The organism is Marinobacterium sp. xm-d-564 (assembly GCF_013283345.1).
Lineage (GTDB): Bacteria > Pseudomonadota > Gammaproteobacteria > Pseudomonadales > Balneatricaceae > Marinobacterium_E.
Genome location: NZ_WBYO01000002.1, coordinates 88,000 through 113,250 on the forward strand (window position 1 = coordinate 88,000; position 25,251 = coordinate 113,250).

Below are 25,251 nucleotides of genomic sequence, written 5' to 3' on the forward strand. Positions count from 1 at the left end.
ATGATAGAGCGGATGACAGGCTGAAGCCAGTTAAGGCCATGGATGGCCTGTATGCAGTCATTGCAGGAGCAAATTACTGTCACAGGTGTACTATACAGGCTACGAAGTCGCGGTGACTGGCTTCAGCCTGTCATCCGCTCTAAAATATCTATCACGTTATCAATTTAATAAAACCAAAGCACCAAGTTAACACTAAACGCGTATTTCCATTAAATTTATAAGAAAAAAGACAAACATGAACCTAGTATCCCGCTTTTACAAACAGGTTGATCGCTTCCAAGATCGCACATTCCTTGGCTACAAAACTGAAGGCGAGTGGAAGACGCTCTCTTGGCAAGAGACAGCCGATCAAATTTCAACACTCAGTCACTATCTAACACAGTATGGTGTCGGTAAAGACGATCGCGTTTTAATTCTCTCTGAAAACCGTCCTGAGTGGGCCGTCAGTGATTTAGCGATCATGTCTGTGGGAGCTTATGTGGTTCCAGCTTATACAGCACACACTGTTGACGATCTTCGCCATATTCTCTCTTTGACTAGCCCTAAATTTGCCATCGTCTCGTCTCAGGAATTGGCAGATAGAGTCTTAGAGGCCAACGTCAGCCATGAATGTGTCACTCATATGATTGTGATCGACCAGGGTGAGCATGATAAACCCGATTGGCATACCGAGATTTTACCTTGGCCTGAGGTTCAACAAGGAGTCGATCGACCAGATCTATCATCTATAGAAACGGACGATGTCTGTACCCTGATCTTCACCTCAGGCACGGGTGGACACCCTAAAGCGGCGATGCTGACCCATAAGAATATTATTCATAACGTCGAAGCTGCTGCGCGAGTATTGGATACTATTCCTGTTAATGAAGAGGATCGATTCCTCTCTTTCTTGCCACTCGCTCACGCGTACGAGCATACAGCTGGCCTGCATATGCCGATTACACAGGGGGCTGAGATTTTTTACTGCGAATCAACCGATAAGCTCGCGCAGTATCTAACGGAGGTCTCCCCAACCATCGCGACGGCCGTTCCGCGTCTCTACGACATGCTTTATGCACGGATTAAATTGGGTGTGGATCGAGCCAGCGGTTTCCGGAAAGGGCTCTTTTATAAGGCTTTGGCGATCGGCACGAAAAAGCTTAATGATGAAAAACTCTCGCTACTCGAAGCCATTTTTGATCCGCTATTAGAGAAGCTTGTTCGCAAAAAACTGCGTGATCGTTTTGGCGGCAAGATTAAATACTTTGTTTCAGGTGGTGCACCGCTTAATCCGGAAATCGGTAACTTCTTTGCTGCCCTAGGTATCGGCATCTCCCAAGGTTATGGTCAAACCGAGGCATCGCCACTGATTACTGTGAACCGCCCCGGTAACATCCGTATGTCGACCGTCGGTTTGCCGCTCGATTGTGAGTTGAAACTAGCGGACGATGGTGAACTGCTCGTCCGTGGTGACAATGTCATGAAAGGCTATTGGCAGAATGAGTCAGCTACGGCAGTCACCATCAAGGATGGTTGGTTGCATACGGGTGACCTGGCCGAAATCGATGAAGAGGGATTTGTTTCTATTGTAGGGCGTTCGAAAGACCTTATCGTCACTTCAGGTGGTGATAACGTTGCGCCTGCCAAGCTAGAAGCGAAGCTGACACTGGAGGAGGAGGTGGATCAAGCAGTTGTGCTTGGCGATGCCAAACCTTGGTTGTCCGCGATTATCGTTCCGTCTGAAGTCCTGCAAAAAGCGACAGACTCGGATGACGAGCTAGAAAAAATCATCTCTAAAGCGGTCAAACGAGTTAACCAAGAGCTAAACGGTACCGAACGTATCCGTAAGTTCATTGTACAACGGGAACTCTTCTCGATTGAGAATGGATACGTAACACCCACACAGAAGATCAAACGCTCTAAGGTGATTGAAGATAACCAAGTAGCGATTGATCGGTTGTATGGGAAGTAGTAACCCCTCTGGTTGGAGCGGTCTTAAAAAGGCCGCGATAAACTCTCTGTAAAGCAACAATTGTTGGAGCTAGCCAAAGGCGAAGCGATTTTAATCGCCTCATCTTCGATAAGGCTCCAACAACTTCAGTTGGACTTTAACCCATATGCTTTCGCACCAACGCCATCAACCCTTGCGTCGATTGGTCATACCCCTGCGTCGATTCACCAATCTGTTGGCTGATCTCATTGGCTAGGCGTTTACCGAGCTGAACACCCCACTGGTCAAACGAGTTGATGTTCCATATAGCGCCTTGTACAAATACCTTATGCTCATAAAGCGCAATGAGCGCGCCTAGGTTGCGTGGGCTGATGCGATCCATTAACAGTACGTTGCTTGGGCGGTTACCCTGGCAGCTCTGATACTCCAATAGACCGTCTGAATCATCACCGTTCATAAAGGCATTGGCTTGTGCCAGCATATTGGTTAGCAGTGCGAAGTGGTGCTCTTCAGTCTGTTCATCAGCTTCTAGCGAGGCGATAAAGTCGATCGGTACGAATCGTGTGCCTTGGTGCAGTAGTTGGAAGAAGGCGTGCTGGCCATTGGAGCCTGTCTGCCCCCATACGATAGGTCCGGTTGCGTAATCTACCGGATCGCCATTGATATCAACCGACTTACCGTTTGACTCCATATCCAACTGCTGCAAAAAGGCTGGCAGTTGGTGCAGTGCCTGGTCATAAGGAATCACAGCTTGAGTTTCGGCACCCAAGAAGTTGATGTACCAGATACCGATCAGCGCCATGATCACTGGCATGTTCTGATCCATTGGCGCTTCCACAAAGTGGCGATCCATCTCGTAGGCACCTTCTAGCATATTAATAAAGTTGTCATAGCCAATCGATAGGGCAATCGGAAGACCAATTGCTGACCAGAGCGAGTAACGACCACCCACCCAAGCCCAGAATTCAAAGATGTTCTCTTTTGCAATACCAAACTCCATCGCGGCTGCTTGGTTAGTCGATACCGCCACAAAATGCTGGCTGATATCCTCATGGCCGCCCGTCTGTTCACGGAACCAGCGACGAGCTGTTTTCGCATTTAGTAGTGTCTCTTGCGTTGAGAAAGTCTTGGTCGAGACAACAAACAGTGTGGACTTGGCATCTAAGTTTTTAAGCGTCTTCTTTATGTGCTGCCCGTCGACGTTCGAGATGAAGTGGAACTTAATGTCCGGATGGCGAAATTGCAGTAGGGCGCGTACTACCATGTTAGGTCCCAGATCTGAACCACCAATCCCTATATTAACCACATCGGTAATGCGGTTGCCTTTGTAGCCCTTCCAGTCACCGTTACGAACTTGTTCGCTAAAGACCTTAAGTTTATCCAAGCTGGAACGAATCTCTGGCATCACGTCTACGCCATCGACAATCACTGGCTCATCACCACGGTTACGCAATGCGGTGTGTAAGACAGGGCGTTTCTCTGTGACATTAATAATGTCCCCCGAGAACATCTGAGCACGGCGCTGGCGCAAGGAGGAGTGCTCTACTAGATCGATCAACGCTTTAAAGACATCGTCATTAATCTTATTTTTAGAGAAGTCCAAAAATAGCTCGCCCAAGCGGACACTCATCTTATCGAAGCGTTTAGCGTCTTGCTTAAAGTAGTCGCTAATACGGTCCTCTTGAGTCTCTTGCGCGAGCTGCTCTAGCTTTTTCCAAGTCACAGATGAGGTAAGAAGATTCATTTTCGGCCCCTAAAATAAGGTTTTTTGTTTAAGTTACGTCAATTCTACGGGAATAAAGAGATTAAATGAATATATTTACGTAATTTTACTACATACTTTATTGCAGGATGTTCTAAGTTTCTGGAAAATGGTAACAGAGTGGATGACAGGCTGAAGGCCAGTCACCGCGGCTACGTAGTTAGTTCAGTGCACTGTTGGTGACAGGCTGAAAGCCTGTCACGGTAGCTATGTACAGGCGAAAAAAAACCCGCTGCGTGAGCAGCGGGTCCTGTGGATTTCTGTCTAAGAAAATCTTAGAAAGAGAAAGAACCACCGATTGTAACGTTGCTACCGTCTAGTGCTGCAGTGTCTGAATCGTTGTTAGAGTATTCAGCGTAAGCGCTTAGACCGCCACCCAAGTTTTGAGCAACTTTGAACGCAGTAGTGTCCATTTCAACTGCGGCAGAACCAGCAACAGAACTTTGAGCTTCGTCCTGAGCGTAGAAAGCAGAAAGGGTAGTGTTACCCATTACGTAACTACCGAAAACAGTAGTAGTTTCAACTTCAACTTTATCAGAAGCGTCTGCAACTAGAGCATATTCACCATCTGCAACAGCTACACCTACAGTCAAAGCATCCATAGCGTAAGCAACTTTCACACCAGTAGCTTTGTAGTCGTAACCAACTGCAGCTTCATCTTTAGATGCGTATTCAACACCATTAACTTTAAGTGCTTTAGTGGTAGTTACTGTGTTGCTTGTCTCTTCCATACCGAAGTTGATAGAAAGACCATCAACAGCGTAACCTAGTTGAGCAACTGTACCTTCGTTGGTAGTACCGTTACGTACAGCACCAATGCCAGCAGAGAAACCGTTTGAAGAAAGTGTTACGCCGACAGCGTTATCAACTTCACCAGAGAAGTAAGTCACGTTACCAGTGTTTGAGTAATCTACAGTGTCAGCAGCGTCTGCTGGGCTACCGAATTTACCACCCCAAAGTGCAACAGTGCCGTTGTCAACTTTTAGGTAAGCAAGTGTTGGAGAAGTGAAATCACCCTCAGTTTTTACTTCTGCTGATACATTAAGGCCAGCGTCAGTTTGTGAAGAGCCTTTCATGCCGAATACAACGTCATCACGTTCAACTTTAGATACGTCAGAAGTTGCAACGTCACCTTTGATGAAATCAACTGCTACGGTACCGTAGATTGTCATGTCAGCCATTGCTGGCGCAGAGATCGCTGTAGCAACAGCAACTGCAAGTAGTTTTTTCATTTTGGAAATCTCCAGAATTTTTAATTTAAGCCTCAAATATCCGGCCAAATCTAAGTTTAAGTTAAAACCCAAACCTGTTCGGCTTTGGACAGAATGCACTTTATCCCCCGAAATACCTGGGGTCAACCCGCTTTTTTAAAAAGTTCCTTGAAAATAGACTTTTTTTTGTTAATTTTCTGTTCAGAAAAGCAAATTTTTATAAAAACTATTATAAATCAATTGCTTATATATGCTGTTAAGTTTCGGTTAACCTTGAGATCTTTTGGTTATATAAATTATTCTTTTTTGGAATATGTAGGCTTTTTAAAATGTTGGAGCGGTCTTGCAAAGGCCGCGATGGTTTGCGCTGAGCTAGGGACAAGACTCGCCGATCAACAATTCTGTCGGCATAATCACATCCTCACTCATTCTATTCTCAATAAACAATCTTGCAGCCATTCGGCCTTTTTCGAATGAGTGTTGTTGTATGGTGGTGATCGCTTTGGGCATGGCTTGGGCTTCGGGGATGCCATCAAAGCCGGTGATCCTGAGTTCTTCTGGAAACTGTATCCCCATCTGCAGTGCGGCACGCATGGCGGCAATAGCCATGACGTCGGATTGGCATAGCAGTAGGTCTGGGCGGTTGGGTTGGCTTAATACTTGGTAGGCCAGTTTGAACGCTTCGTCGTAGTCGTTGACGTGAAGGTTCCAGATCTGATCCATGGGTCTCTCGATTCCTGCTTCATCAAAGGCATCAAAGTAACCATTAAGACGATCCAAAGAGAGGCGTAATCCAACGGTTTTTAGGGTCTCTTCATTGGCTTGGCTAATACCATCATCGGATGTGATGCGCAGCGCAAGAATCGCAGGGTTCTTCGGTGTCTGTTTGAGTGCATGTTTAGCGATCTGGTAGCTCGCTTCGCGGTTATCAATGTTAACCGACCCATAACCCTCTATCTTATGATCCACAACAATCAGGCGCTTCTGCTGACGTTTTAGGTGTTCTAGCGTTGGGCCAGGTGGGATAAAGCCGTAGACAATAAAACCATCAACCATCGATTCATGCAGGCGCTGACGGTTGGCGTGATCCAAGTCCCTTGCCGAGAGCAGCAGCATATTGAGATGCGCCTTGTCGAACTCATCCGCCAAGCCAGATAGAAAGTGGCTAGCGACGTAGTCGTTCATGGAGTAGGCGAGACGATCGGTTAGCACAATCCCAACTACACCAGAGCGACCGGTGCGTAGATAGCGCCCAGCCGCGCTAGGACCGACGTAACCCAACTCTTGGCACTGCGCCAAGATTTTGGTGCGAAGCGCTTCAGAGAGCTGATCAGGGCGGTTAAAGGCATTTGAGATGGTGGCCGTAGAGACACCAATCGCTTTCGCCACCTCTTTTATTGTCATTTTTTTCATAATCATCTCTACCCGTTGGAGCCTTATCGCCTCTACCCGTTGGAGCCTTATCGAAGATGAGGCGATCGGTTTGACTAGTACTCCCCGTAATTTGCAAGCGGATGACAGGCTGAAGCCAGTCACCGGTGCATTTACAGTGACTGGCTTTCAGCCTGTCATCTGCTGTCTCGTTTTACTCAAACCTCTGCAAACAACGCCTGATAGGGCGGCAGTACCATCGCACCATTCTCGTATCGTCCGCTAAAACCGTGCCCAGTTAACATTGATTTGAGCGTTCCGCTGTAAGGTACTGTTAACTCTGTACCGGTCATATTGATCGCAACCAACAGTGACTGCTCATCAGATTGACGCGTGAATACAAACGCTTCGCCTGTCTCTTCAACCAACTCCATATCGCCTTTAATCAGTGCTGGCTGTTGCTGTCGCCATTGAATGAACTGACGCATTTTATGAAGCGTTGAATCGTTTTGCTGTTCTTGCATCTCAACGGACAGTGGTAGATGTCTTGGATCGACTGGCAGCCATGGCTTAGCGTGGGAGAACCCCGCTTGCTCGCTGTTATCCCAGACCATTGGGGTACGACAGCCATCACGGCCTTTGTATTCGGGCCAGAATTCTATGCCATAGGGATCTTGTAGAGCTTCAAAGGGGACATCCGCTTCTGGTAGCCCAAGCTCTTCGCCTTGATAGAGACAGACGCTACCGCGCAGGCTCATCAGCATGGCCATGGAAACGAGCGGGAATTGCTTTGGATCCTCTTGCTCACCCCAGCGTGTCGCGCTGCGCTTGACGTCATGGTTTGATGCCGCCCAGCAGGGCCAAGCATCACCCGCGTTCGTTTTAAAGGTGGTCATCACTTGACGGAAGTAGTCCGCACTGTGCTCGGGTGACAACAGGTCAAAGGTGTAAGCCATGTGCAGTTTGTCACCACCGGCTGTGTACTCCGCCATGCGCTGCAGTGGATCGGTATGGTCCACGCCGATCTCACCGACCATGCTGCGATCATCATATTCATTCAGCAGATCACGCATCGCCTTAAGGAAGTTGAGGTTTTCCGGTTGGCTGAGATCGTACTGGTGAGTTTGGCGAACATAAGGGTTCGAAGCGTCAACACTGTTGATGTACGGTGTGCCCTCTGGATGAGGTGGGTTATCCTCTAGTCCAGCGCTGTGGTAGTAGAGGTTTACTGTGTCCAGGCGGAAGCCATCGACCCCCAAATCTAACCAGAAGCGCATGTTATCCAAGTTTGCTTGGAACACCTCTGGGTTGTGGAAATTAAGATCCGGCTGGCTCGTTAGGAAGTTGTGCAGGTAGTACTGCTGGCGCTGGGTATCCCACTGCCATGAAGAACCGCCAAAGATCGATAGCCAGTTATTGGGCGGTGTGCCATCCGGTTTTGGATCGGCCCAGACATACCAGTCGGCTTTCGGATTGGTTCTATTAGATCGGCTTTCGGTAAACCAGGGGTGTTGATCCGAGGTGTGTGATAGCACCTGATCGATCATAACTTTTAACCCCAGTTCGTGTGCGCGAGCAACCAGCGCTTTGAAGTCATCGAGCGTGCCAAACATAGGGTCGACATCGCAGTAGTCAGAGACGTCGTAGCCAAAGTCTTTCATCGGTGACTTAAAGAAAGGGGAGAGCCAGATGGCATCAACGCCTAGTGAAGCGATGTAATCCAGCTTGGATGTGATACCGGGAAGATCACCAATCCCGTCGCCGTTGGAGTCCATATAACTGCGAGGATAGATTTGGTAGATGATACCGCCTTTCCACCAGGGGTTGTTGCTCATAGTGTTGTCTCTATTTATGCGGATGACAGGCTGAAGCCAGTCACCGGTGTTTCTTTTCAGGTGACTGGCCTTCAGCCTGTCACCCACTAGTTGTTGGAGCCTTATCGAAGATGAGGCGATCCCTAATCTATTTAAAGCTTCGCGACCTTTTTAAGGACGCTCCAACACTCTTTTAAGAGCGCACTGGAAACGACCGTTGCGTAATACTCATCAATCCATCTGCTAGCAGCATCTCTAGCCCTGCCTCACTGAATATCCACTCAACGTGTAGCGGCCCGTTTACATTCAATTCCCGGCTGTATTGATGCGAAAAATGTTGGTTTAACTCGTCATCATCGGTATCAACAGAGCGACCAATACTTATCTGGTAACGCTCTTCTATTCGCTTAATCTCAATTCGATGTGCATCATCGTCTGATGCAAAATAGGCAGATTCACCGACGTCCAAATTGAATTGAGTGCTCTGGTGTTTGCCCTTGTTCAACCTAATAGAGTCGGTTGGCTGAATGGCCTCGGCTTCTGAACGACTCGCAAACTGTTGTGCAATTCTTAATCCATCAGCGGTCTCTATCAGTCTTAACTGACGGGGTAGAGTCATCTGGCCATTGGTGACCGAGCAGGGGAGTTCATTGGCGTAGCGCCAGTTGCTAAACCAAGAGATGGCCTGTCGTTGTTGATTGGGGGCGTCTGACCAGCTCTGTGTCGCATAGTAGTCGCGCCCCTCATCTAACAGCAAAACCGTGCCGGCCGGGTTTCGGTTAGTAAACTGTATTCCGTCAAAGTCACCGATAAAGTATTGGGTGTACGAACCGTAGTGGATGTCGGGTGTCATACCAATTCCCACTACCAATACCCAAGCGGTTAGACCATTCTCGGTGGTCAGTTCGAATAGATCAGGGCACTCCCAAGGGTGCCATTCGTGTGCCCCTTGGCCTTCTCCAAACTCTGAGCAGAAGCTCCAATCGAGCAGATTTTTGGAACGGTAGAAAGAGATGGTTTGACGTGTTGCCAGACACATAATCCAGTGCTGACTCTCTTCGTGCCAAAAGACTTTAGGGTCACGGAAGTCAGAAAAACCGGGGTTGCTCAAAACAGGGTTGTTTGAATATTTGGTCCAGGTCTCACCACTGTCGCTAGAGTAGGCGATGCATTGATCTTGCTCGTAGTCGCGATCAAACCCCTCTTTGTCACGATGAGCGGTATAGAAAGCGATCAGGCCCACTTGGCCATCAAATAGGCCCGAGTCATCCTTCCAATCGACAATGGCGCTTCCAGAGAAGCACATACCCTGTTCGTCAGGCTCTAAGGCAATGGGTTTATGCTGCCACTGATTCAGATCGGAGCTGACGGCATGTCCCCAGTGCATAGGGCCCCAGGTCAGTCCTTCTGGGTAGTGCTGGTAGAAGAGGTGGTAACGACCGTCAAAATAGACCAAGCCGTTTGGATCGTTGATCCAACCGCGCTGAGCTTTAAAGTGCTCGGGTAGTGTTTGGTCTGGTTTGTTGGTCATGTTTTATTCGCTGTTTTGGTGACAGGCTGAAGCCAGTCACCTTTGTTTTTTTAATTCACCAGTGACAGGCTAAAGCCAGTCACCTAATTCAGTTCATATCAACAGAGACTGGCTTTAGCCTGTCATCTGCTTTCTCAGTGATTTCCATACAGTGGATGACAGGCTGAAAGCCAGTCACCGCCAAAGGCTGGCTTAGCCTTTCACTGATCCTGCTACTAAGCCGCGTACAAAGAATCGTTGCAGTGCAAAGAAGACGAGCAGCGGCAAGATAATACTGATGAAGGCGCCTGAGGTTAGCACTTCCCAGTTGGAACCGCGGGTGCCGAGTAGGGCACGCAGTTGGGCAGTCAGTACAATCTGATCTTCGCCCTGTCCTAGGAATACCAGAGCCACCAACAGGTCATTCCAAACCCAAAGGAACTGGAAGATCGTGAAGCTGGCCAGTGCTGGTAAAGACAGAGGCAGAATGATTCTAGTGAAGACCTGGAAGTGACTCGCACCATCGACACGGGCACTCTCGATCAAATCACCAGGCAGGCTCTTCATGTAGTTACGCATTAGGTAGATCGCCAAAGGCAAACCAAAGCCGGTATGTGCCATCCAGACACCGGGGTAGCCCTTACTCTCAAAGCCGAACATCTGACCTAGATCTGAGTAGAGACGCAGTAATGGTACCAGTGAGGTTTGTAGCGGCACGACCAATAGACCGATAACCACGGCGAACAGCCATTCACGCCCCGCAAACTGCATCCAGCTGAAGGCGTAGGCCGCAAAGGCTGCGATCAGAACCGGAATAACGGTCGCTGGGATGGTTACGGCCAGTGTATTAAGAAACGCCTGACCGATTTTGCCTTTATCCAAGACATTGTCGTAGTTCTCTAGCGTAAAGCGTGGCGGTTGACCGTAGGCGAAGAAGATACGCTTGCCACGGCTGCCGGTAATCTCTTTGTCCTGGACATAGGTGTAGCTACCGTCACTGTTCACCGTTAGCTGCGCACCATTTTTTAGCGTCGCCGTCTCACCGGCTGGAACCTCTTCTGGATCCCGTGAGCTGCTGCCGAACGCTAAGATGTTTGTGAATGCAGTGCCATCGTCAGCCGTCAGTTGACCGCTTAAGACAAACTGACCATCAATCTGCTGTTGTGTCTCAGGTAGATCGGTCCGGGCAAAGGTGACCTGTTTTGACTCATTAAACGAGGTCCACCAGCCCGATGCCGCCAACTGATCTTTGTCACGGATAGAGCTGACAAACAGACCCAGTGTTGGGACTAGCCAAAGAATAACCAGGGCGGTTAGTGCGGTGCCGTTAAAGAACCTTGGCAAGAAAGAAGATTGTGTACTCATTAGCGTCCTGCCTCATCTTTACGGAAACGGTAGATGTTCCAAGCCATGATTGGTGTCACTGACAACATGATAATGATGGCAATGGCACTGCCTCGGCCAAAGTCACCGGCACCGCGGAACATCCAGTCATACATTAGGTTGGCCAATACTTGGGTTTCCCACTGGCCATTGGTCATCGCTAAGACGATGTCGAATACTTTCAAAACCAGAATGGCGATGGTGGTCCAAACCACGATGACGGTTGGCATGATCTGGGGTAGTGTGATTCGGAAGAATAGCTGACGACGGTTAGCGCCATCGATGATCGCTGCTTCTAGTGTCTCTTCAGGAACACTGCGAAGTGCAGCACCTAAAATCACCATCGCAAAACCGGTCTGAATCCAAATTAGGATGACCATCAGCAGTACAGAGTTCCAGATCTCCATCGATAACCAGAACTGCGGTTCCCCACCAAACGCCACCACAATGGCGTTGAGAATGCCGATTTGAGTATCGCCTTCACCGTTATAGTGATAAACGAACTTCCAGATAACCGAGGCACCGACGAATGAGATCGCCATCGGCATGAAAATGATCGATTTGGCGATGGTGCCGAATTTGGCACGATCGGCTAACACAGCTACTGCGAGACCAAAAACAGTAGAGAGCGTTGGCACAATGATCAGCCAAAGTAGGTTATTACGCAGCGTAATGTGGAACTGTCCATCATTAAACAGCCAAGCGTAGTTGGACCAGCCAACAAACTCTGTGGAGTCGGAGTTTTGGAACGACAACCACAGGGTTTCGAAAACAGGGTAGACAAGGTAGAGCGTCAAGAAGAAGAGTGCCGGCCCTGCAAATAGCCATGGGCGGATCTTCTCGCGAAGTACCTCTTTATTAGCGCGTGATGATTTTGAAATCAGCGCATCTAGAATCCAGTTGCTGCCCCAGAAGTAGATAATAACCGCCGATACACCAATAAGGATCGCGATTAGGGCAGAGTAGATCTGTTCAGTCATAGTGGTCTCAATATGAGTCGATCAGAGAGTGGGATCAGACCTTGAGTCTGATCCCTCTTTTGAATCGCGACCTCTGCGAGATCGCTCCTACAAGAGTGTAGGAGCTTTATCGCAGATGAAGCGAAGGTGGGCGCTATTACTTGATAGCATCCCAAGCTTTTTGGATGTCGGTAGTCACTTCTTCAGCCGATTTGCCTGAAGTGAAGTCAACCATACCTGTCCAGAATGCACCGGCACCAATAGCACCTGGCATTAGGTCAGACGCATCGAAGCGGAAGGTTGTTGCATTCAAGAAGATCTCACCCTGCTTACGTAGCGTGTCGCTTGAGTAAGCTTCTAGCTTCGCGCCTTTGTGTGGTGTTAGGAAGCCTTGGCCAGCCATCCACAACTCGTGCGCGATTGGTGAAGTTAGGTAGTCCATGAAGACTTGTGATTCTGGTGAGTCCTTCATCATAGTGATCAACGTACCACCGCCAAGAACAGGGTTACCTAGATCTTTGCTTTCGTACGATGGGAAGTAGAAGAAGTCAGAATCTGTTCCGATCGTCTCTTTGTACTGATCAGGGAAGAACGCAGGAATGAACGACGCCTGACGGTGCATGTAACACTTAGGTGGCGTATCGAACAAACCTTTTGGTGAGTCACCGAAGAAGATCGAAGCAACAGCTGAAGATGAACCATCAACGTAGTCGTCGTTCAGCACGAACTGACCGAAGGTGTTCATGACTTCAATGACTTTAGGATCGTTGAATGGCATCTCGTTTGAAACCCACTGGTCGTAGACAGAAGGTGGCTGAGTGCGAAGCATTAGATCTTCCATCCAGTCAGTACCAACCCAACCGGTTGCACCGCCAGACTCCATGCCGATACACCAAGGTGTGCCGCCATCTTTTACGATCTGATCAGATAGGGCAATTAGCTCTTCCATCGATTGTGGGATTTCGTAACCCATCTCTTCAAAGTTCTCTGGCACGTACCAAACGAGGGACTTCAAGTTAACGTTGTATGGAAGACCAAACATCGCCTCTTTGCCGTCAGCGCCTTTGTAGGTACCTAGATCAACCCAGCTTTGGCCCGCTGCGTAGTTAGTCGCTACTGCTTGCTCAACACTGTCAGATAGAGCCACTAGGTTACCCTGTGATGCTAGTTCAGACACAGTACCAGGTTGTGGCCATGCTGCTAGGTTGGGTGGGTTGCCCGCTTTCATATCAACTAGAACAAGCTGTTCGAAGTCGTTAGAACCGTTGTATTCAACAGTAGCGCCAGTCGCTTCTTCGAAGTAGGCAATCACTGTGCGAAGGTTAGCTTCGTCACCGTCGATCCATGGGCCGTCAAATCGAATGGTTTTGCCACTTAGATCCATGCTTTCGAATTTAGACAGTGAGTCCCAAGAGAAACGGTTGTCTGCTTTGTCGAATTTTAGACCTTCAGCTGCCGCTGTGCCTGAAAGAGTAGCAAGTGCGATTGCTACCGAAAGAGTCTTACGTAGAGTCATCAGGGTAAACCTCTGTTTTGATTTTATTGTGTGAGCGGCTTGCACTATGCCGGGTGCTCAACCCGTGAAAATCATGCCGAATGCACGAAACTCAAATTCTTATTCAACCGGAAGCACACGCTGATCGTTCTGATCAAACAGGTGACAACGTTCAACCGGAATGCCGAGCGTTAATGTTTGGCCGCTCTTTGCAGTGACATCGCCATCAGCGACAACAACAACGGGTGATTCCAAACCTTCCAAATCCATATAGATCATGCACTGGTCACCAAGATGCTCGACATGGCTGACGGTGCTCTCAATAAAGAGATCGCCGCTACCATCTACTGTTAGGTGTTCTGGGCGAATGCCAAGTGCGGCTTTATCGCAGGCAAAAGCATCAGTTTGGCGCTCTAGCGTCAGAGAGTGACCATCAAGAGAGATCGTGATCTGATTTTTCTCGACTGCATCGACACTCACTTCTAGGAAGTTCATCTTCGGTGAGCCAATGAAACCAGCGACAAAACGGTTAGCAGGGCGGTGGTACAGTTCCAGTGGCGCACCCACCTGCTCAATGCGGCCTGCGCTTAGAACGACGATTTTGTCTGCAAGCGTCATCGCTTCGATCTGATCGTGAGTCACGTAGATCATAGTGTTCTTTAGCGTACCGTGAAGACGAGCAATTTCGATACGCATCTGAACACGTAGTGCCGCATCTAAATTAGAAAGAGGCTCGTCGAAAAGGAAGACTTTAGGCTCACGAACTATGGCGCGACCTATAGCAACACGTTGGCGCTGGCCACCTGATAGAGCTTTAGGCTTACGATCCAGTAGATGATCCAGTTGCAGAGTCTTAGCCACTTCAGTCACGCGGCTGCGGATCTCATCCTTAGGCATGCCAGAGAGTTCAAGACCAAACGCCATGTTGTGGTAGACGGACATGTGCGGGTAGAGCGCATATGACTGAAAGACCATGCCGATGCCACGCTCTTTAGGCGTGTGATCGTTGACGCGCTCACCAGCAATATTCAGGTCGCCTGAAGAGATCTCTTCAAGTCCTGCAATACAACGAAGTAGGGTTGATTTACCACAGCCTGAAGGCCCAACGAATACCACAAACTCACCATCGGCGATGTCGAGATTAACATCATGAAGAATGTGGACCGGCGTTTTACTTTTTTCGCCGTAAATTTTGTTTAGGTTGCTCAGATTGACCGATGCCACCAAAAACCTCCAGTTGCTTATTATTAATACTGCTTCCTGCAGTTATAAGATTATGCAAAACAGTCGTTCTACTTAATCGATTCAGTAACTACGTAATTTAGTCAGGGAACGATTAAGAAACAAGTCAAAAATGCCTCTTAACGGCTTCTTAAATTTTTTGCAGTGCGTTAAGAGTGTGGCGTAGAAAAGCGTTGGAGCGGTCTTGAAAAGGCCGCGAATCGGCTTATTTTTTTCAGTTCGCTTAGCCTTAGGCTAGCTCCTACATAACTACTTAGCGGTGTAGGAGCTAGCCCTGGGTGAAGCGAGAAGGCTATCGCCTCATCTTCGATAAGGCTCCAACAAAAATGGGCCAGACTGTTGGTCTGACCCATTCAATAAATAAGGGTGTCAGGCTGAAGCCAGACACCTAACGTGATGTGGTTACTTAATATTCGGTCCGACACGAACGATCTTCATGGTGTTGGTACCACCCTGAGCGTTGACGTAGTCGCCTTTGGTAATCAGAACGATATCACCCTCTTTGACTACCTTACGACGCTGTAGCTCTTCAACAGCACGTTGGTTGATCTCTTCGTTGGGAACCGCTTCTGAATCAAATGGAACGGTTTTAACGCCACGGTAGAGCGCCACGCGGGTCTGTGTCTTTGGATTCTTCGAGAAGGCGAAGATGGGTAGTCCAGAGCGGATACGCGACATTAGAAGCGGCGTAGCGCCTGATTCAGTCATCGAGATAATCGCAGTGACACCCTCTAAGTGGTTAGCAGTATACATAGCCGCCAAGGCAATCGATTCATCGATTTTGTGGAACCGCTCGTTCATACGGTGTTTAGAGACTTGAGATTGACGGTTCTTCTCGGCGCCTATAATGACGCGAGACATCGCCTCGACGGTCTCAATTGGGAATTCACCAGCAGCGGTTTCAGCTGAAAGCATGACGGCATCGGTTCCATCTAGAACAGCGTTGGCTACGTCAAAAACCTCTGCACGAGTTGGCATTGGGCTGGAGATCATTGACTCCATCATTTGCGTTGCTGTGATTACGGTGCGATCCAGTGTGCGTGCACGATCGATAATCAGTTTCTGAATGCCGATCAGTTCTGCATCGCCGATCTCTACGCCTAGGTCGCCACGAGCAACCATGACACTATCTGACGCTAGAATAATTTCATCGATATTTTCGACACAGCTAACCGTCTCTGCTCGTTCGATCTTGGCAACAATACCTGCGTCACCACCGGCCGCATTCATCAGTTCGCGCGCTTCTGTGATGTCAGCACCTGAGCGAGGGAAAGAGACCGCTAGGTAGTCAACATCGATCTCTGCTGCGGTAATGATGTCTGCTTTATCTTTTTCAGTCAGAGCAGCAGCTGAAAGGCCACCGCCCTGTAGGTTGATGCCCTTATTGTTTGAAAGTGGGCCGCCAACGGTCACTTCACACTCCAAGCGGTTTGGCTTCTTCTCAACAACGCGCATCTGTACACGACCGTCATCAAGCAGTAGCACATCACCTGGTTTACAATCTTCTACCAGTTGCTCGTAGTCGATACCCACAGCCTCTTGTGTGCCGGCTGTTTTGTCCATGCTCGAGTCCAGAGCAAAACGATCACCCACTTTGAGATGGATCTTAGTGTCTGTGAATCGCGCAATACGAATTTTAGGGCCTTGTAAGTCCCCTAAGATCGCAACGAATCGACCCGCTTTTGCGGCAGCTTCACGAACCATGGCTGCGCGCTTCTTGTGATCATCCGCCTCGCCGTGCGAGAAGTTTAGTCGGACAACGTTCACACCCGCTTGAACGAGGCGTTCAAGTACCTCTGGTGAATCGGTTGCTGGGCCAAGGGTAGCGACAATTTTGGTTCTGCGTTGCATCTTAAATCCTTAAGCGGTTTGCTTTCGGTGGGTAAGCAGGGCTAACTAGTGTTAGCCCTCAGTTGTAGAGAGTTGTAGAAAGTTATACCACGATTAGATGGCGTTTGTGTGAAATGGTTGTTCAGTTTTATTGAGCAACGACTTTAGCAAAACGAAGCATGTTACAGGTGTAGCCATACTCGTTGTCATACCAAGCGACCACTTTCACAAAGGTGTCATCCAATTGGATGCCAGCCTTGCAGTCGAAGATCGATGACTTGTTACAACCACGGAAATCCGTTGCAACAACGGCATCATCAGTAAAGCCTAGCGTTTCACCCAGAGCGCCTGTCTCTGAAGCTTCACGCATTGCACAGCAGATATCTTCGTAGCTCGCTTCACTATTTAGCTCAACGGTTAGGTCAACGACCGATACGTCTGTAGTTGGTACACGGAAAGCCATACCGGTAAGTTTGCCGTTGAGTTCAGGAAGTACTACTCCCACCGCTTTAGCGGCACCAGTAGAGGAGGGGATGATGTTCTCTAGAATACCACGACCGCCGCGCCAATCTTTTGCCGATGGGCCGTCAACGGTTTTTTGAGTCGCTGTAGCGGCGTGAACCGTTGTCATTAGACCGCGTTTCACACCCCATTTGTCGTTTAGGACTTTAGCCACGGGTGCAAGACAGTTGGTTGTACAAGAGGCTGCAGAGACGATCGCTTGGCCTGCGTAGGTTTCATGGTTTACGCCATAAACGAACATCGGAGTGCCGTCTTTTGATGGAGCCGACATGACGACTTTCTTAGCGCCTGCTTCAATATGTTTTTGACAACCCTCTTCGGTTAGGAAGAAGCCAGTACACTCAAGGACGAGATCGACATCGATATCACCCCAAGCAAGATCAGCAGGATCGCGCTCAGCGGTTAGGCGGATGGTTTTGCCGTTCACAATTAGGTTGCCGTTGTCGGTTTGGATATCGCCTTTAAATTGACCGTGCACTGAGTCGTATTTCAGCATGTAAGCCAGGTATTCAGACCCAAGCAGGTCGTTAATACCAACCACCTCAATATCACCATTGAACTCTTGGTAGATTGCACGGAACGCCATGCGGCCGATACGGCCAAAACCGTTAATGCCAACGCGAATTGTCATTTCAAAACCCTCGTAACTAATTTTATTATCAGTTTATGTTGTAAATTTACGTACAGTTTTGCCGACTTTCGTCTAAAGTTCAATCGTATGGGTTATAAAATCCCTATTCTTTTTTGCAATAATGACCCTATTTATAGCGTATATAGCCAATTTTCATAGGGTTTACGCTATTTAAGGCTACTCTCATAAAAGTTATTAACTTACGTAATTTCTTTTAATTCGTAAGTTTTTTACTAACCTTTGGTGTGTTAAAGTAACTTAATTAGATTTCGATGAAATTTGTTGAGGTAGCTAATGCCATCTAACATCATGCAGCAGATCAGTGCAGAGCTTGAGTCGCTGAACCGATCCGAGCGTAAAGTCGCTGAAGTCATTCTTGCAGACCCGCAGGCGGCGACAAGATCCTCTATTGCCGTATTAGCTCGCGCTGCTCAGGTGAGTGAGCCGACGGTTAATCGTTTTTGTAAACGTTTCAATACAGCCGGTTTCCCAGATTTTAAACTGCATCTAGCTCAGGCGTTAGCACACGGTGTTCCCTATGTTAGTCGCAGTGTCGAACCTGATGACGACTCAGAGAGCTACACCAACAAGATCATCGACGCGACCATCGCTGCGTTGGTCACTGCTAAGAAGACCGTTGATCCACAGATGATCAATCTAGCGGTGGATCAGTTGATTCAGGCTAAGCAGATCATGTTTTTTGGCTTGGGTGCCTCTTGGCCTGTTGCGCAAGATGCTCAGCACAAGTTCTTCCGCTTTAACATCCCAGTCGTCGCTTACGACGACGTACTGATGCAGCGTATGACTGCGGCTGCTTCTTCTACAGGCGATGTTATTGTCATTATCAGTTACACCGGTCGTACTCGTGAGTTAGTTGATATTGCTGAGCTAGCCCGTGCGAGTGGTGCCACCGTGGTTGGCATTACCGCACCGAATTCACCACTGGCACAGCACTGTTCTATTGTTGTTGAGGTTGATGCACCAGAAGATACCGATGTCTACATGCCAATGACCTCTCGTATTATGCACCTGACCGTAATCGATATACTGGCGACGGGTGTCACGTTACGTCGCGGACCGGACTTCCTTAAGCACCTCAAGAACATCAAAGACTCATTAAAAGAGACACGTTACCCAGCAAAATAGGTATGAGTGTGGACAACTTCTCTCTAATTGCCGATATCGGTGGCACCAACGCGCGTTTTGCCATGGTTGAAACGGGTTCTATTAATCCGACTAATATTCGTAATTTAGCAGTCGATGACTTTGCATCGATTGATCTGGCGATTAAACAGTACCTTAGTGATCTTGGAAGTGATGTTCCCGATCGTTGCTGTATTGCCATCGCTTGTCCTACTCACAACGATAGGATTTCGATGACCAACAACGGTTGGGTATTTTCAAAGCGAGATCTGCAGAACCATTTTGGTATTGAACAGCTCTCTGTCATCAATGATTACGCTGCGATGGCTTATGCCGCGGCTAATCTGACGGGTGATCAACTGATTCAGGTGGGTCGTGGAGAGCCTTTAGAGGATTTCCCTATTGCTGTGTTGGGCGCAGGCACGGGTTTAGGTGTGTCAGGGTTAGTTCGCTCAGGAGGAGCGTCTATTCCTCTGGTGACCGAGGGCGGGCATGTCGATTTTGCACCGACCACAGAGCAAGAGGTTGCGATTCTGCGTTGGTTGTTAAAACGTTATGAACGTGTCTCAGCAGAACGTCTTGTGTCGGGTATGGGGATTCAAAACATCTACCAAGCGTTAGCGGAATTACGTGGCTCTCCGGTTGAGCGAATCTCACCTGCCGAGATCAGTCGCTTAGCGTTTGAAGAGCGAGATCAGTTTGCATTAGAGACGCTGGAGCAGTTCTGTAAAATCTATGGCAGTGTTGCCGGTAACTTAGCTCTCTCATATGGAGCCCAGGGTGGTGTATTCGTCACTGGAGGAATTGTTCCTAAGATGCTCGACTTCTTTATCGAGAGTGGGTTTAGACAGCGCTTTGAAGCTAAAGGGCGTTTTGATCAGTACATGTCGACCATTCCGACCTATGTTATGACGGCTGAAGAGCCGGGTTTGATTGGGGCTGCAGCGGCGTTGGTATAGGGCTCTGGAAGTCTGCTGGTAGTGCCGATGACAGGCTGAAGGCCAGTCACGGCGGCTCCGTAGCGTAATTTGTACACTGGTGACTGGCATTCAGCCTGTCACCCGCTCTCTACGTCAAACTGATGTCTTTTTCGAAACGCCATCGGTGTTTCGCCAAGTTCCCGTTTTACAAACCTTGTAAAGTAACCCGGATCACTGAACCCTAACTCATCCGATATCAGGGCGATTGACCTCTGAGTGAAGGCTAACCGTCGTTTGATCTCAATGGCTAAACGCTGATTGATCGTTTGTAGAGCACTTTTTCCAAAGTGCTTTTTGCACAGACGATTGAGGGTACTCGTTGAAACTCCGCACTGAGATGCGTAATCATCAATATCCAATCGGTTCTCTAAATTTCTTTCGATCAGTTGAGAAAACTGTTTCAACGCATCGGGTAGCTTCTCACTCAATGTTAACGCGGTATCCACTCTTTTGATCATTGCGAACAGTGTGTGGATCAGTTGCAGTGAAACGCTCTGTTGATCGGTAGGTTGTTGCTGCTCTTCTATTAAAAGTTCTGCGATGGTCAGTATCTGTTTTGCCGCTTCCTCTTTATCCCCCAAAAGAAGAATAGAGGCGCTGCTGGTCACAATATCGATGTCTTGCTGAATAATCGGCAGAGCGATGCTTAAAATGACTCCTCTTATACCGCTGTGAAAGTGAAAACCGTGTCTGTTCTCTGGTGGTAACGTAACAATGACCGGTTCGTTAATTGAGACTTGATCCTCCTCCAGTTGAATCTCAGCTTCACCTTGTTCAATGATTAAGACCTGAAATAGATCGCTATGCTTATGCGGTTTGATAACACCGCGATAGGGTCTGCTACTCTCTTGAACTGTTTCTATATGAACAAACCCCGCTTGAGCGTCACTCTGGCTGTCACCGTAGAGTGCATAGTTGGGTGTTGTAGATGACTTTGTAGATCTTTGCATGACGAAAAAAGTAAATCCATTGATGTTATTTACCTTTAATTTCTATTATTTGACCGAAAAGTGCAATTAATTGGCGTTTTTTTGAGTTGGGAGTTCTTAAGCCAATTGAGATACTGACTTCATAAAATTAAAAGGAGTGCGTCATGCATATTCAAAACGCCTGGTACGTCGCGGCTATGTCATCTGAAGTGACCGATAAACCACTCGGTCGCACCATCTGTAACCACAACTTGGTTATGTACCGTGGTAAAGGTGATGCCATCGCCTGTATTGAAGACTTTTGTCCTCACCGTGGTGCGGCCATGTCGTTGGGATATGTAGAAGAGGGTGAATTGGTCTGTGGCTACCATGGTCTGCGTATGGGGCCAGATGGTCAGACGATCTCGATGCCTAAACAGCGTACTGATCGATTCCCTTGCACGCGCTCGTTCCCAGTGATGGAGAAGTACGGGTTTATCTGGGTGTGGCCGGGTGATAAAGCCCAAGCGGATGAGTCTAAATTGCCTAAGTTCCATTGGGCTGAGAATGAAGGTTGGGCTTATGGTGGAGGCCTGTTCCACATCAAGTGTGACTACCGTTTGATGATTGATAACCTGATGGATCTTACTCACGAGACCTACGTTCACTCGACCAGCATCGGTCAGAAAGAGATCGATGAAGCACCGGTGAAAACGCGTATGGAGGGTGATCAGGTCATTACTGAGCGCTTTATGCCAGAGGTAAAAGCGCCACCGTTCTGGCAGATGGCGATGGAGTTTCAGGGGTTAGACCCTAATGCGACCGTCGATCGTTGGCAGATCTGCCGCTTTAATGCACCGAGTCACATCATGATTGACGTAGGCGTAGCGCTGGCTGGTAACGGCGGTATTGATGCACCGCTTGAGAAACGTGCTAGCAGTGTGGTGGTCGATTTTATTACCCCTGAGACGGATTCAACCATGCACTACTTCTGGGGTATGGCGAGAAACTTCCAGCCTGAAGATACAGCGCTGACCGATAAGATTCGTGAAGGGCAGGGTGGTATCTTTACTGAAGATCTTGAAGTACTGGAAGCGCAGCAGAAGAACTTGGATCGTTACCCAGATCGTGACCTGCTTAAATTGGATATTGATGCCGGCGGTGTTCAGGCGCGCCGTATGATTGAGCGTGCGATTAAGTTAGAACAGGAGGCGGGCAATGCTTAAGCTGCGGGTTGCGAGTAAAGCTCCACTCACCGATCAGATTGTGAGCCTGACGTTGGAATCCGCATCAGGCGAGCCACTGCCGGAAGTAGCTGCAGGAGCACATATCAATTTACACCTAGGTACCGGTTTGAGCCGACAGTACTCAATTTGTAACCCTGGCACATCAACTCAGTACTATGAACTTGCAGTGTTGATTGAAACTGAATCACGTGGGGGTTCTAAAGCCGTTGCTGCGCTTGAATTCGATGACGTCATTGAGGCGGATGAGCCGCAAAATCACTTTGGCTTGAAAACAGCGTCCAATCACCGTTTATTTGCGGCAGGCATCGGTATAACACCGATGCTTGCGATGGCGCGTGAACTGAACGCACGAGGCAGTCAATTTGATCTACTCTACCGAGCAAAGTCACCGGAGAGAGCGGCCTTTTACTCTCAACTTCAGCAGTGTGATTTCTCTGAGGCCTGCCGTTTCTCTTTCTCTAGTGATGGCGGGCTTGATCTGGCTTCTGAGTTGGCAAATCCTCAGGCCGATGAGCAGCTCTATGTGTGTGGCCCACAGCGTTTTATTGATGCGTTATTAGAGGCCGCCAAAGAGACTGGCTGGCGCACAGATCAGATCAATCGTGAGTATTTCAATGCGACCGTTCTAGAAGTGGAAGAGGGTGACCAGCCCTTTACCGTGAAGTTGAAATCGACCGGTGATGAGTATCTGGTACCGGTTGATCAAACCATTGCTGAAGTTCTAGAGAATGCAGGCGTCTTTGTGCCTCTCTCTTGTGAATCGGGTGTCTGTGGTACCTGTCTAGTTGATGTTGTTTCCGGTGAGCCGGATCACCGAGATCTGTATCAAAGCGAAGAGGAGCAGGCCTCAAATCGACAAATGACGGTCTGCTGTTCACGCAGTAAAACGCCTGTGATCGAGATTGATTTGTAGAACGAATGCAGCGCGTTTGGCGACGAGGCCCTCCCCGAAATCTGGGTCACAACCCTGGGTTTAATGAGATTCGCAATTTCTTCGATTTTCGTTCGGTGCGCATTGGTGGGTGGGTCACCGCTGAAGAGCAGGCGATACGGGCTGAAGAGTTCTTTATTGCTCTGTTAGATCTGCAAGAGATTCTCGGTCTTCCAAATTTTGCGCTGTCACTTCGTGGCGAACTATCACTCCATTATGGCACCGGTGGACGTCCCGGTGTCTGTGCGCACTATCAACCCTCAGCTAGAACCCTTGCCCTGGCTAAAAAAGCCGGAATTGGCAGTTTGGCTCATGAGTGGGCGCACGCTTTAGATCACTATCTGGCTAAGACCTCTTTCGAAGAGGATGTTGGTGCACGTTTCGCAACGACCGCATGGTTGGCTGACTTTACCCACAAAGTGCATCCGCTTAATGATGCCTTAGACCGGCTCTACACGACGCTCTACCTTTCCAACGATAAACAGAGTCCAAGTGACTATGTCACTCGATCCGTTGTCTTAGATAAGCAAGCAGGATCGCTCTATTGGAGCCTGCCTGAGGAGTTGTTTGCTCGTGCATTTGAGGCTTGGATATCGAGAGCGGAGATAAAGAACAGCCTGTTGATCAATCCTAAGGATATTGTGCGAGATACGAAAGGGCTCTATCCGTTCGAGTCTGAAGCCTATGCGATTGATAAAGCGTTTGAAGATTACTTTGGGTTGTTGGGGTATGCGCTTTCTAGGTAGTTTATGGAAGACGCTGCTTATGCCGATGACAGGCTAAAGCCAGTCACGGGAGCTCCGTTAGGTGACAAGCTAAAGCCAGTCACGTCAGTACTACCAAGGTGACTGGCTTTCAGCCTGTCATCCCCTGTTGAGTCAACGGCAAGCTACTCAATCACATGCCTCCTAAGAATGGCTCGATTATGCATCTGAACCTCTGGCCGTTCCCGCCAACCCCAAAACAGCTCTCTGGCTTCAGCAGCTGAATGTTTTAGATCGACAATTGGATCTGGATAGCTCTGCTCACTCTCCAGCATCTGTTTCTCAAGTCCACCCATCGCCCAAGGGGAGTGTCTGAGCTCTTTGGGTAGTTCCGCTAGTTCAGGTACCCATTTCGCGATGAAGTGACCCTCTGGATCATGCTCCTCGGCCTGAAGGGTGGGGTTGTAGATTCTTAACGTATTAATACCCGTTGTACCTGCTTGCATCTGTAACTGTGGGAAGTGAATGCCCGGTTCAAAATCGAGAAACTGTCGAGCTAAGTGAGGTGAGCCGAGGCGCCAATCAATCTTTAGGTAGTGGCATAGAAAGCTTACAAGCATCGCTCGCATTCTAAAGTTGATGTAACCGGTACGATTGAGTGCTCGCATGCAGGCATCAACCAGAGGCACGCCTGTCATACCACTCTCCCACGCCTTTAGATCTTCTTCGACTTTTTTATCTGTTCGCCACGGAAATTGGTTGTAGCCGGCATTGATCGGTTGGGTTTCTATCTCGATCTGAGATTCAAATTTTTGAATGAAGTGGCAGTGCCAGTGCAGACGAGATCGAAACGCTCTAAGAGATTTCTCCCACTGACTTCTGACGCAAGAGGGTTTGGATTGTTGGTAAACCTCAGCTAGGCTGATATTTCCCCACGCAAGGTAGGGGGACAGTCGACTGCAGTGCTTGCGAGAGGCGGAGGGTTTAGAGATCGCTTTGGAATAGAGCTGACCACGCTCCGTGAAAAAGCTCTCTATCACAGATGCTGCTGCGCTAGGGCCACCGTATTGCATCAGCGAGTCAGTCTCTAACCAATCCGGTTGAGGTTTAAAATAGGGTAGTGGGTTTGAGTTACCAAGCCTAGCAGGGATCAGTTGGCTTAGGTCCGGTTGATGCAGTGGACCTTTGATCCGTGCATCCCAATTATCCAGCCAGTTATCGCGACTGCGAGCGCCTCTAATAACGGCTCCGTAGGGTGACTCATTCCACTGAATGCCCTGCTTCATGCATAACCTCTTTACCCGTTTATCACGGGCAAAGGTTTTGGCCATGCCGATCTCTTCGTGGCTATAGATTGAGTGAACATTCGTGATCGAGAGTATTTTAGAGAGCACCTCGGTTGGCTCACCGTTGAGCATGACTATTTCAGAATTAAATGCCGCAAGCTGATGATTGATATCGTTGATGCTCTGATAGATAAACCGCCAGTGACGTTCACTGTAGTGGCTATCTTCCATGAGCTCAGGTTCGAAAATGTAGATAAGCAGTAGAGGTAAGCCTGATTCAATCGCCTCTTTTAGAGGTCGGTGATCGGTCAGGCGAAGATCGCGTTTGAACCAGACAATGTTGATGGGGGTTGGCATGGGTACCTCTGTTGATGCAGAGGTATAGGTTGAGG

The 25,251-nt window shown here is 48.6% G+C and carries 19 protein-coding genes; 6 read left to right on the forward strand and 13 right to left on the reverse strand.

Annotated elements, in window-relative coordinates:
* Positions 1 to 235: 235 nt before the first annotated feature.
* Positions 236 to 1,951, forward strand: a complete 1,716-nt coding sequence (locus XMD564_RS02745; RefSeq protein WP_173507748.1) for a long-chain fatty acid--CoA ligase — start codon at positions 236 to 238, stop codon at positions 1,949 to 1,951.
* Between the two features lie 136 nt (positions 1,952 to 2,087).
* On the opposite strand, the gene pgi is transcribed toward XMD564_RS02745, so the two are convergent.
* The 11 genes from pgi to gap form a co-directional block, all read right to left on the reverse strand.
* The gene (gene pgi / locus XMD564_RS02750) at positions 2,088 to 3,674 is read right to left on the reverse strand and encodes a glucose-6-phosphate isomerase (RefSeq protein WP_173507749.1); all 1,587 of its coding nucleotides are present in this window, start codon (positions 3,672 to 3,674) and stop codon (positions 2,088 to 2,090) included.
* A 293-nt stretch (positions 3,675 to 3,967) separates the two neighbouring features.
* Positions 3,968 to 4,924, reverse strand: coding sequence for a porin (locus XMD564_RS02755; protein ID WP_173507750.1), 957 nt, complete (start codon positions 4,922 to 4,924; stop codon positions 3,968 to 3,970).
* A 351-nt stretch (positions 4,925 to 5,275) separates the two neighbouring features.
* The gene (locus tag XMD564_RS02760) at positions 5,276 to 6,316 is read right to left on the reverse strand and encodes a LacI family DNA-binding transcriptional regulator (protein ID WP_254445570.1); all 1,041 of its coding nucleotides are present in this window, start codon (positions 6,314 to 6,316) and stop codon (positions 5,276 to 5,278) included.
* 176 nt (positions 6,317 to 6,492) lie between these two features.
* Positions 6,493 to 8,109, reverse strand: coding sequence for an alpha-glucosidase (locus XMD564_RS02765; RefSeq protein WP_173507752.1), 1,617 nt, complete (start codon positions 8,107 to 8,109; stop codon positions 6,493 to 6,495).
* A 172-nt stretch (positions 8,110 to 8,281) separates the two neighbouring features.
* The gene (locus XMD564_RS02770; protein WP_173507753.1) at positions 8,282 to 9,619 is read right to left on the reverse strand and encodes a glycoside hydrolase family 32 protein; all 1,338 of its coding nucleotides are present in this window, start codon (positions 9,617 to 9,619) and stop codon (positions 8,282 to 8,284) included.
* Positions 9,620 to 9,811: 192 nt separating this feature from the next.
* On the reverse strand, positions 9,812 to 10,963 hold the full coding sequence (locus XMD564_RS02775) for a carbohydrate ABC transporter permease (RefSeq protein ID WP_173483174.1): 1,152 nt from the start codon (positions 10,961 to 10,963) through the stop codon (positions 9,812 to 9,814).
* Complete coding sequence (locus XMD564_RS02780) at positions 10,963 to 11,961, reverse strand: carbohydrate ABC transporter permease (protein WP_173483173.1); 999 nt, start codon at positions 11,959 to 11,961, stop codon at positions 10,963 to 10,965. The genes XMD564_RS02775 and XMD564_RS02780 overlap by 1 nt, the downstream gene beginning before the upstream one ends.
* Before the next feature lie 136 nt (positions 11,962 to 12,097).
* On the reverse strand, positions 12,098 to 13,456 hold the full coding sequence (locus XMD564_RS02785; protein ID WP_173481559.1) for an ABC transporter substrate-binding protein: 1,359 nt from the start codon (positions 13,454 to 13,456) through the stop codon (positions 12,098 to 12,100).
* A gap of 99 nt (positions 13,457 to 13,555) precedes the next feature.
* Entirely contained in the window at positions 13,556 to 14,659 is a 1,104-nt protein-coding gene (locus XMD564_RS02790; protein WP_173507754.1) for a sn-glycerol-3-phosphate ABC transporter ATP-binding protein UgpC, read from the reverse strand.
* 420 nt (positions 14,660 to 15,079) lie between these two features.
* Complete coding sequence (gene pyk / locus XMD564_RS02795) at positions 15,080 to 16,528, reverse strand: pyruvate kinase (RefSeq protein WP_173495406.1); 1,449 nt, start codon at positions 16,526 to 16,528, stop codon at positions 15,080 to 15,082.
* Between the two features lie 127 nt (positions 16,529 to 16,655).
* Positions 16,656 to 17,660 carry a type I glyceraldehyde-3-phosphate dehydrogenase gene (gene gap, locus XMD564_RS02800; protein WP_173481556.1) on the reverse strand — a complete coding sequence of 335 codons (1,005 nt, stop codon included), beginning with the start codon at positions 17,658 to 17,660 and terminating at the stop codon, positions 16,656 to 16,658.
* Between the two features lie 294 nt (positions 17,661 to 17,954).
* On the opposite strand from gap, the gene XMD564_RS02805 reads away from it, so the two are divergent.
* Positions 17,955 to 18,806 carry a MurR/RpiR family transcriptional regulator gene (locus tag XMD564_RS02805; RefSeq protein ID WP_173481555.1) on the forward strand — a complete coding sequence of 284 codons (852 nt, stop codon included), beginning with the start codon at positions 17,955 to 17,957 and terminating at the stop codon, positions 18,804 to 18,806.
* A 2-nt stretch (positions 18,807 to 18,808) separates the two neighbouring features.
* Complete coding sequence (gene glk / locus XMD564_RS02810) at positions 18,809 to 19,762, forward strand: glucokinase (RefSeq protein ID WP_173494357.1); 954 nt, start codon at positions 18,809 to 18,811, stop codon at positions 19,760 to 19,762.
* Positions 19,763 to 19,860: 98 nt separating this feature from the next.
* Here the strand turns inward: glk and XMD564_RS02815 are convergent, their stop codons facing one another.
* Positions 19,861 to 20,733 (reverse strand): helix-turn-helix domain-containing protein, encoded by an 873-nt coding sequence (locus tag XMD564_RS02815; RefSeq protein ID WP_173505909.1) that lies wholly within the window; start codon positions 20,731 to 20,733, stop codon positions 19,861 to 19,863.
* A 143-nt stretch (positions 20,734 to 20,876) separates the two neighbouring features.
* On the opposite strand from XMD564_RS02815, the gene XMD564_RS02820 reads away from it, so the two are divergent.
* From XMD564_RS02820 to XMD564_RS02830, 3 genes are read left to right on the forward strand one after another with little or no spacing between them, the layout of a single operon-like run.
* Positions 20,877 to 21,917 (forward strand): aromatic ring-hydroxylating dioxygenase subunit alpha, encoded by a 1,041-nt coding sequence (locus tag XMD564_RS02820; RefSeq protein WP_173507755.1) that lies wholly within the window; start codon positions 20,877 to 20,879, stop codon positions 21,915 to 21,917.
* The gene (locus XMD564_RS02825) at positions 21,910 to 22,851 is read left to right on the forward strand and encodes a PDR/VanB family oxidoreductase (RefSeq protein WP_173507756.1); all 942 of its coding nucleotides are present in this window, start codon (positions 21,910 to 21,912) and stop codon (positions 22,849 to 22,851) included. Before XMD564_RS02820 ends, XMD564_RS02825 begins: the two co-directional genes overlap by 8 nt.
* Positions 22,852 to 22,856: 5 nt before the next feature.
* On the forward strand, positions 22,857 to 23,615 hold the full coding sequence (locus XMD564_RS02830; RefSeq protein WP_173507757.1) for a CLCA_X family protein: 759 nt from the start codon (positions 22,857 to 22,859) through the stop codon (positions 23,613 to 23,615).
* Between the two features lie 143 nt (positions 23,616 to 23,758).
* On the opposite strand, the gene XMD564_RS02835 is transcribed toward XMD564_RS02830, so the two are convergent.
* The gene (locus XMD564_RS02835; RefSeq protein WP_173507758.1) at positions 23,759 to 25,216 is read right to left on the reverse strand and encodes a deoxyribodipyrimidine photo-lyase; all 1,458 of its coding nucleotides are present in this window, start codon (positions 25,214 to 25,216) and stop codon (positions 23,759 to 23,761) included.
* Positions 25,217 to 25,251: the final 35 nt, after the last annotated feature.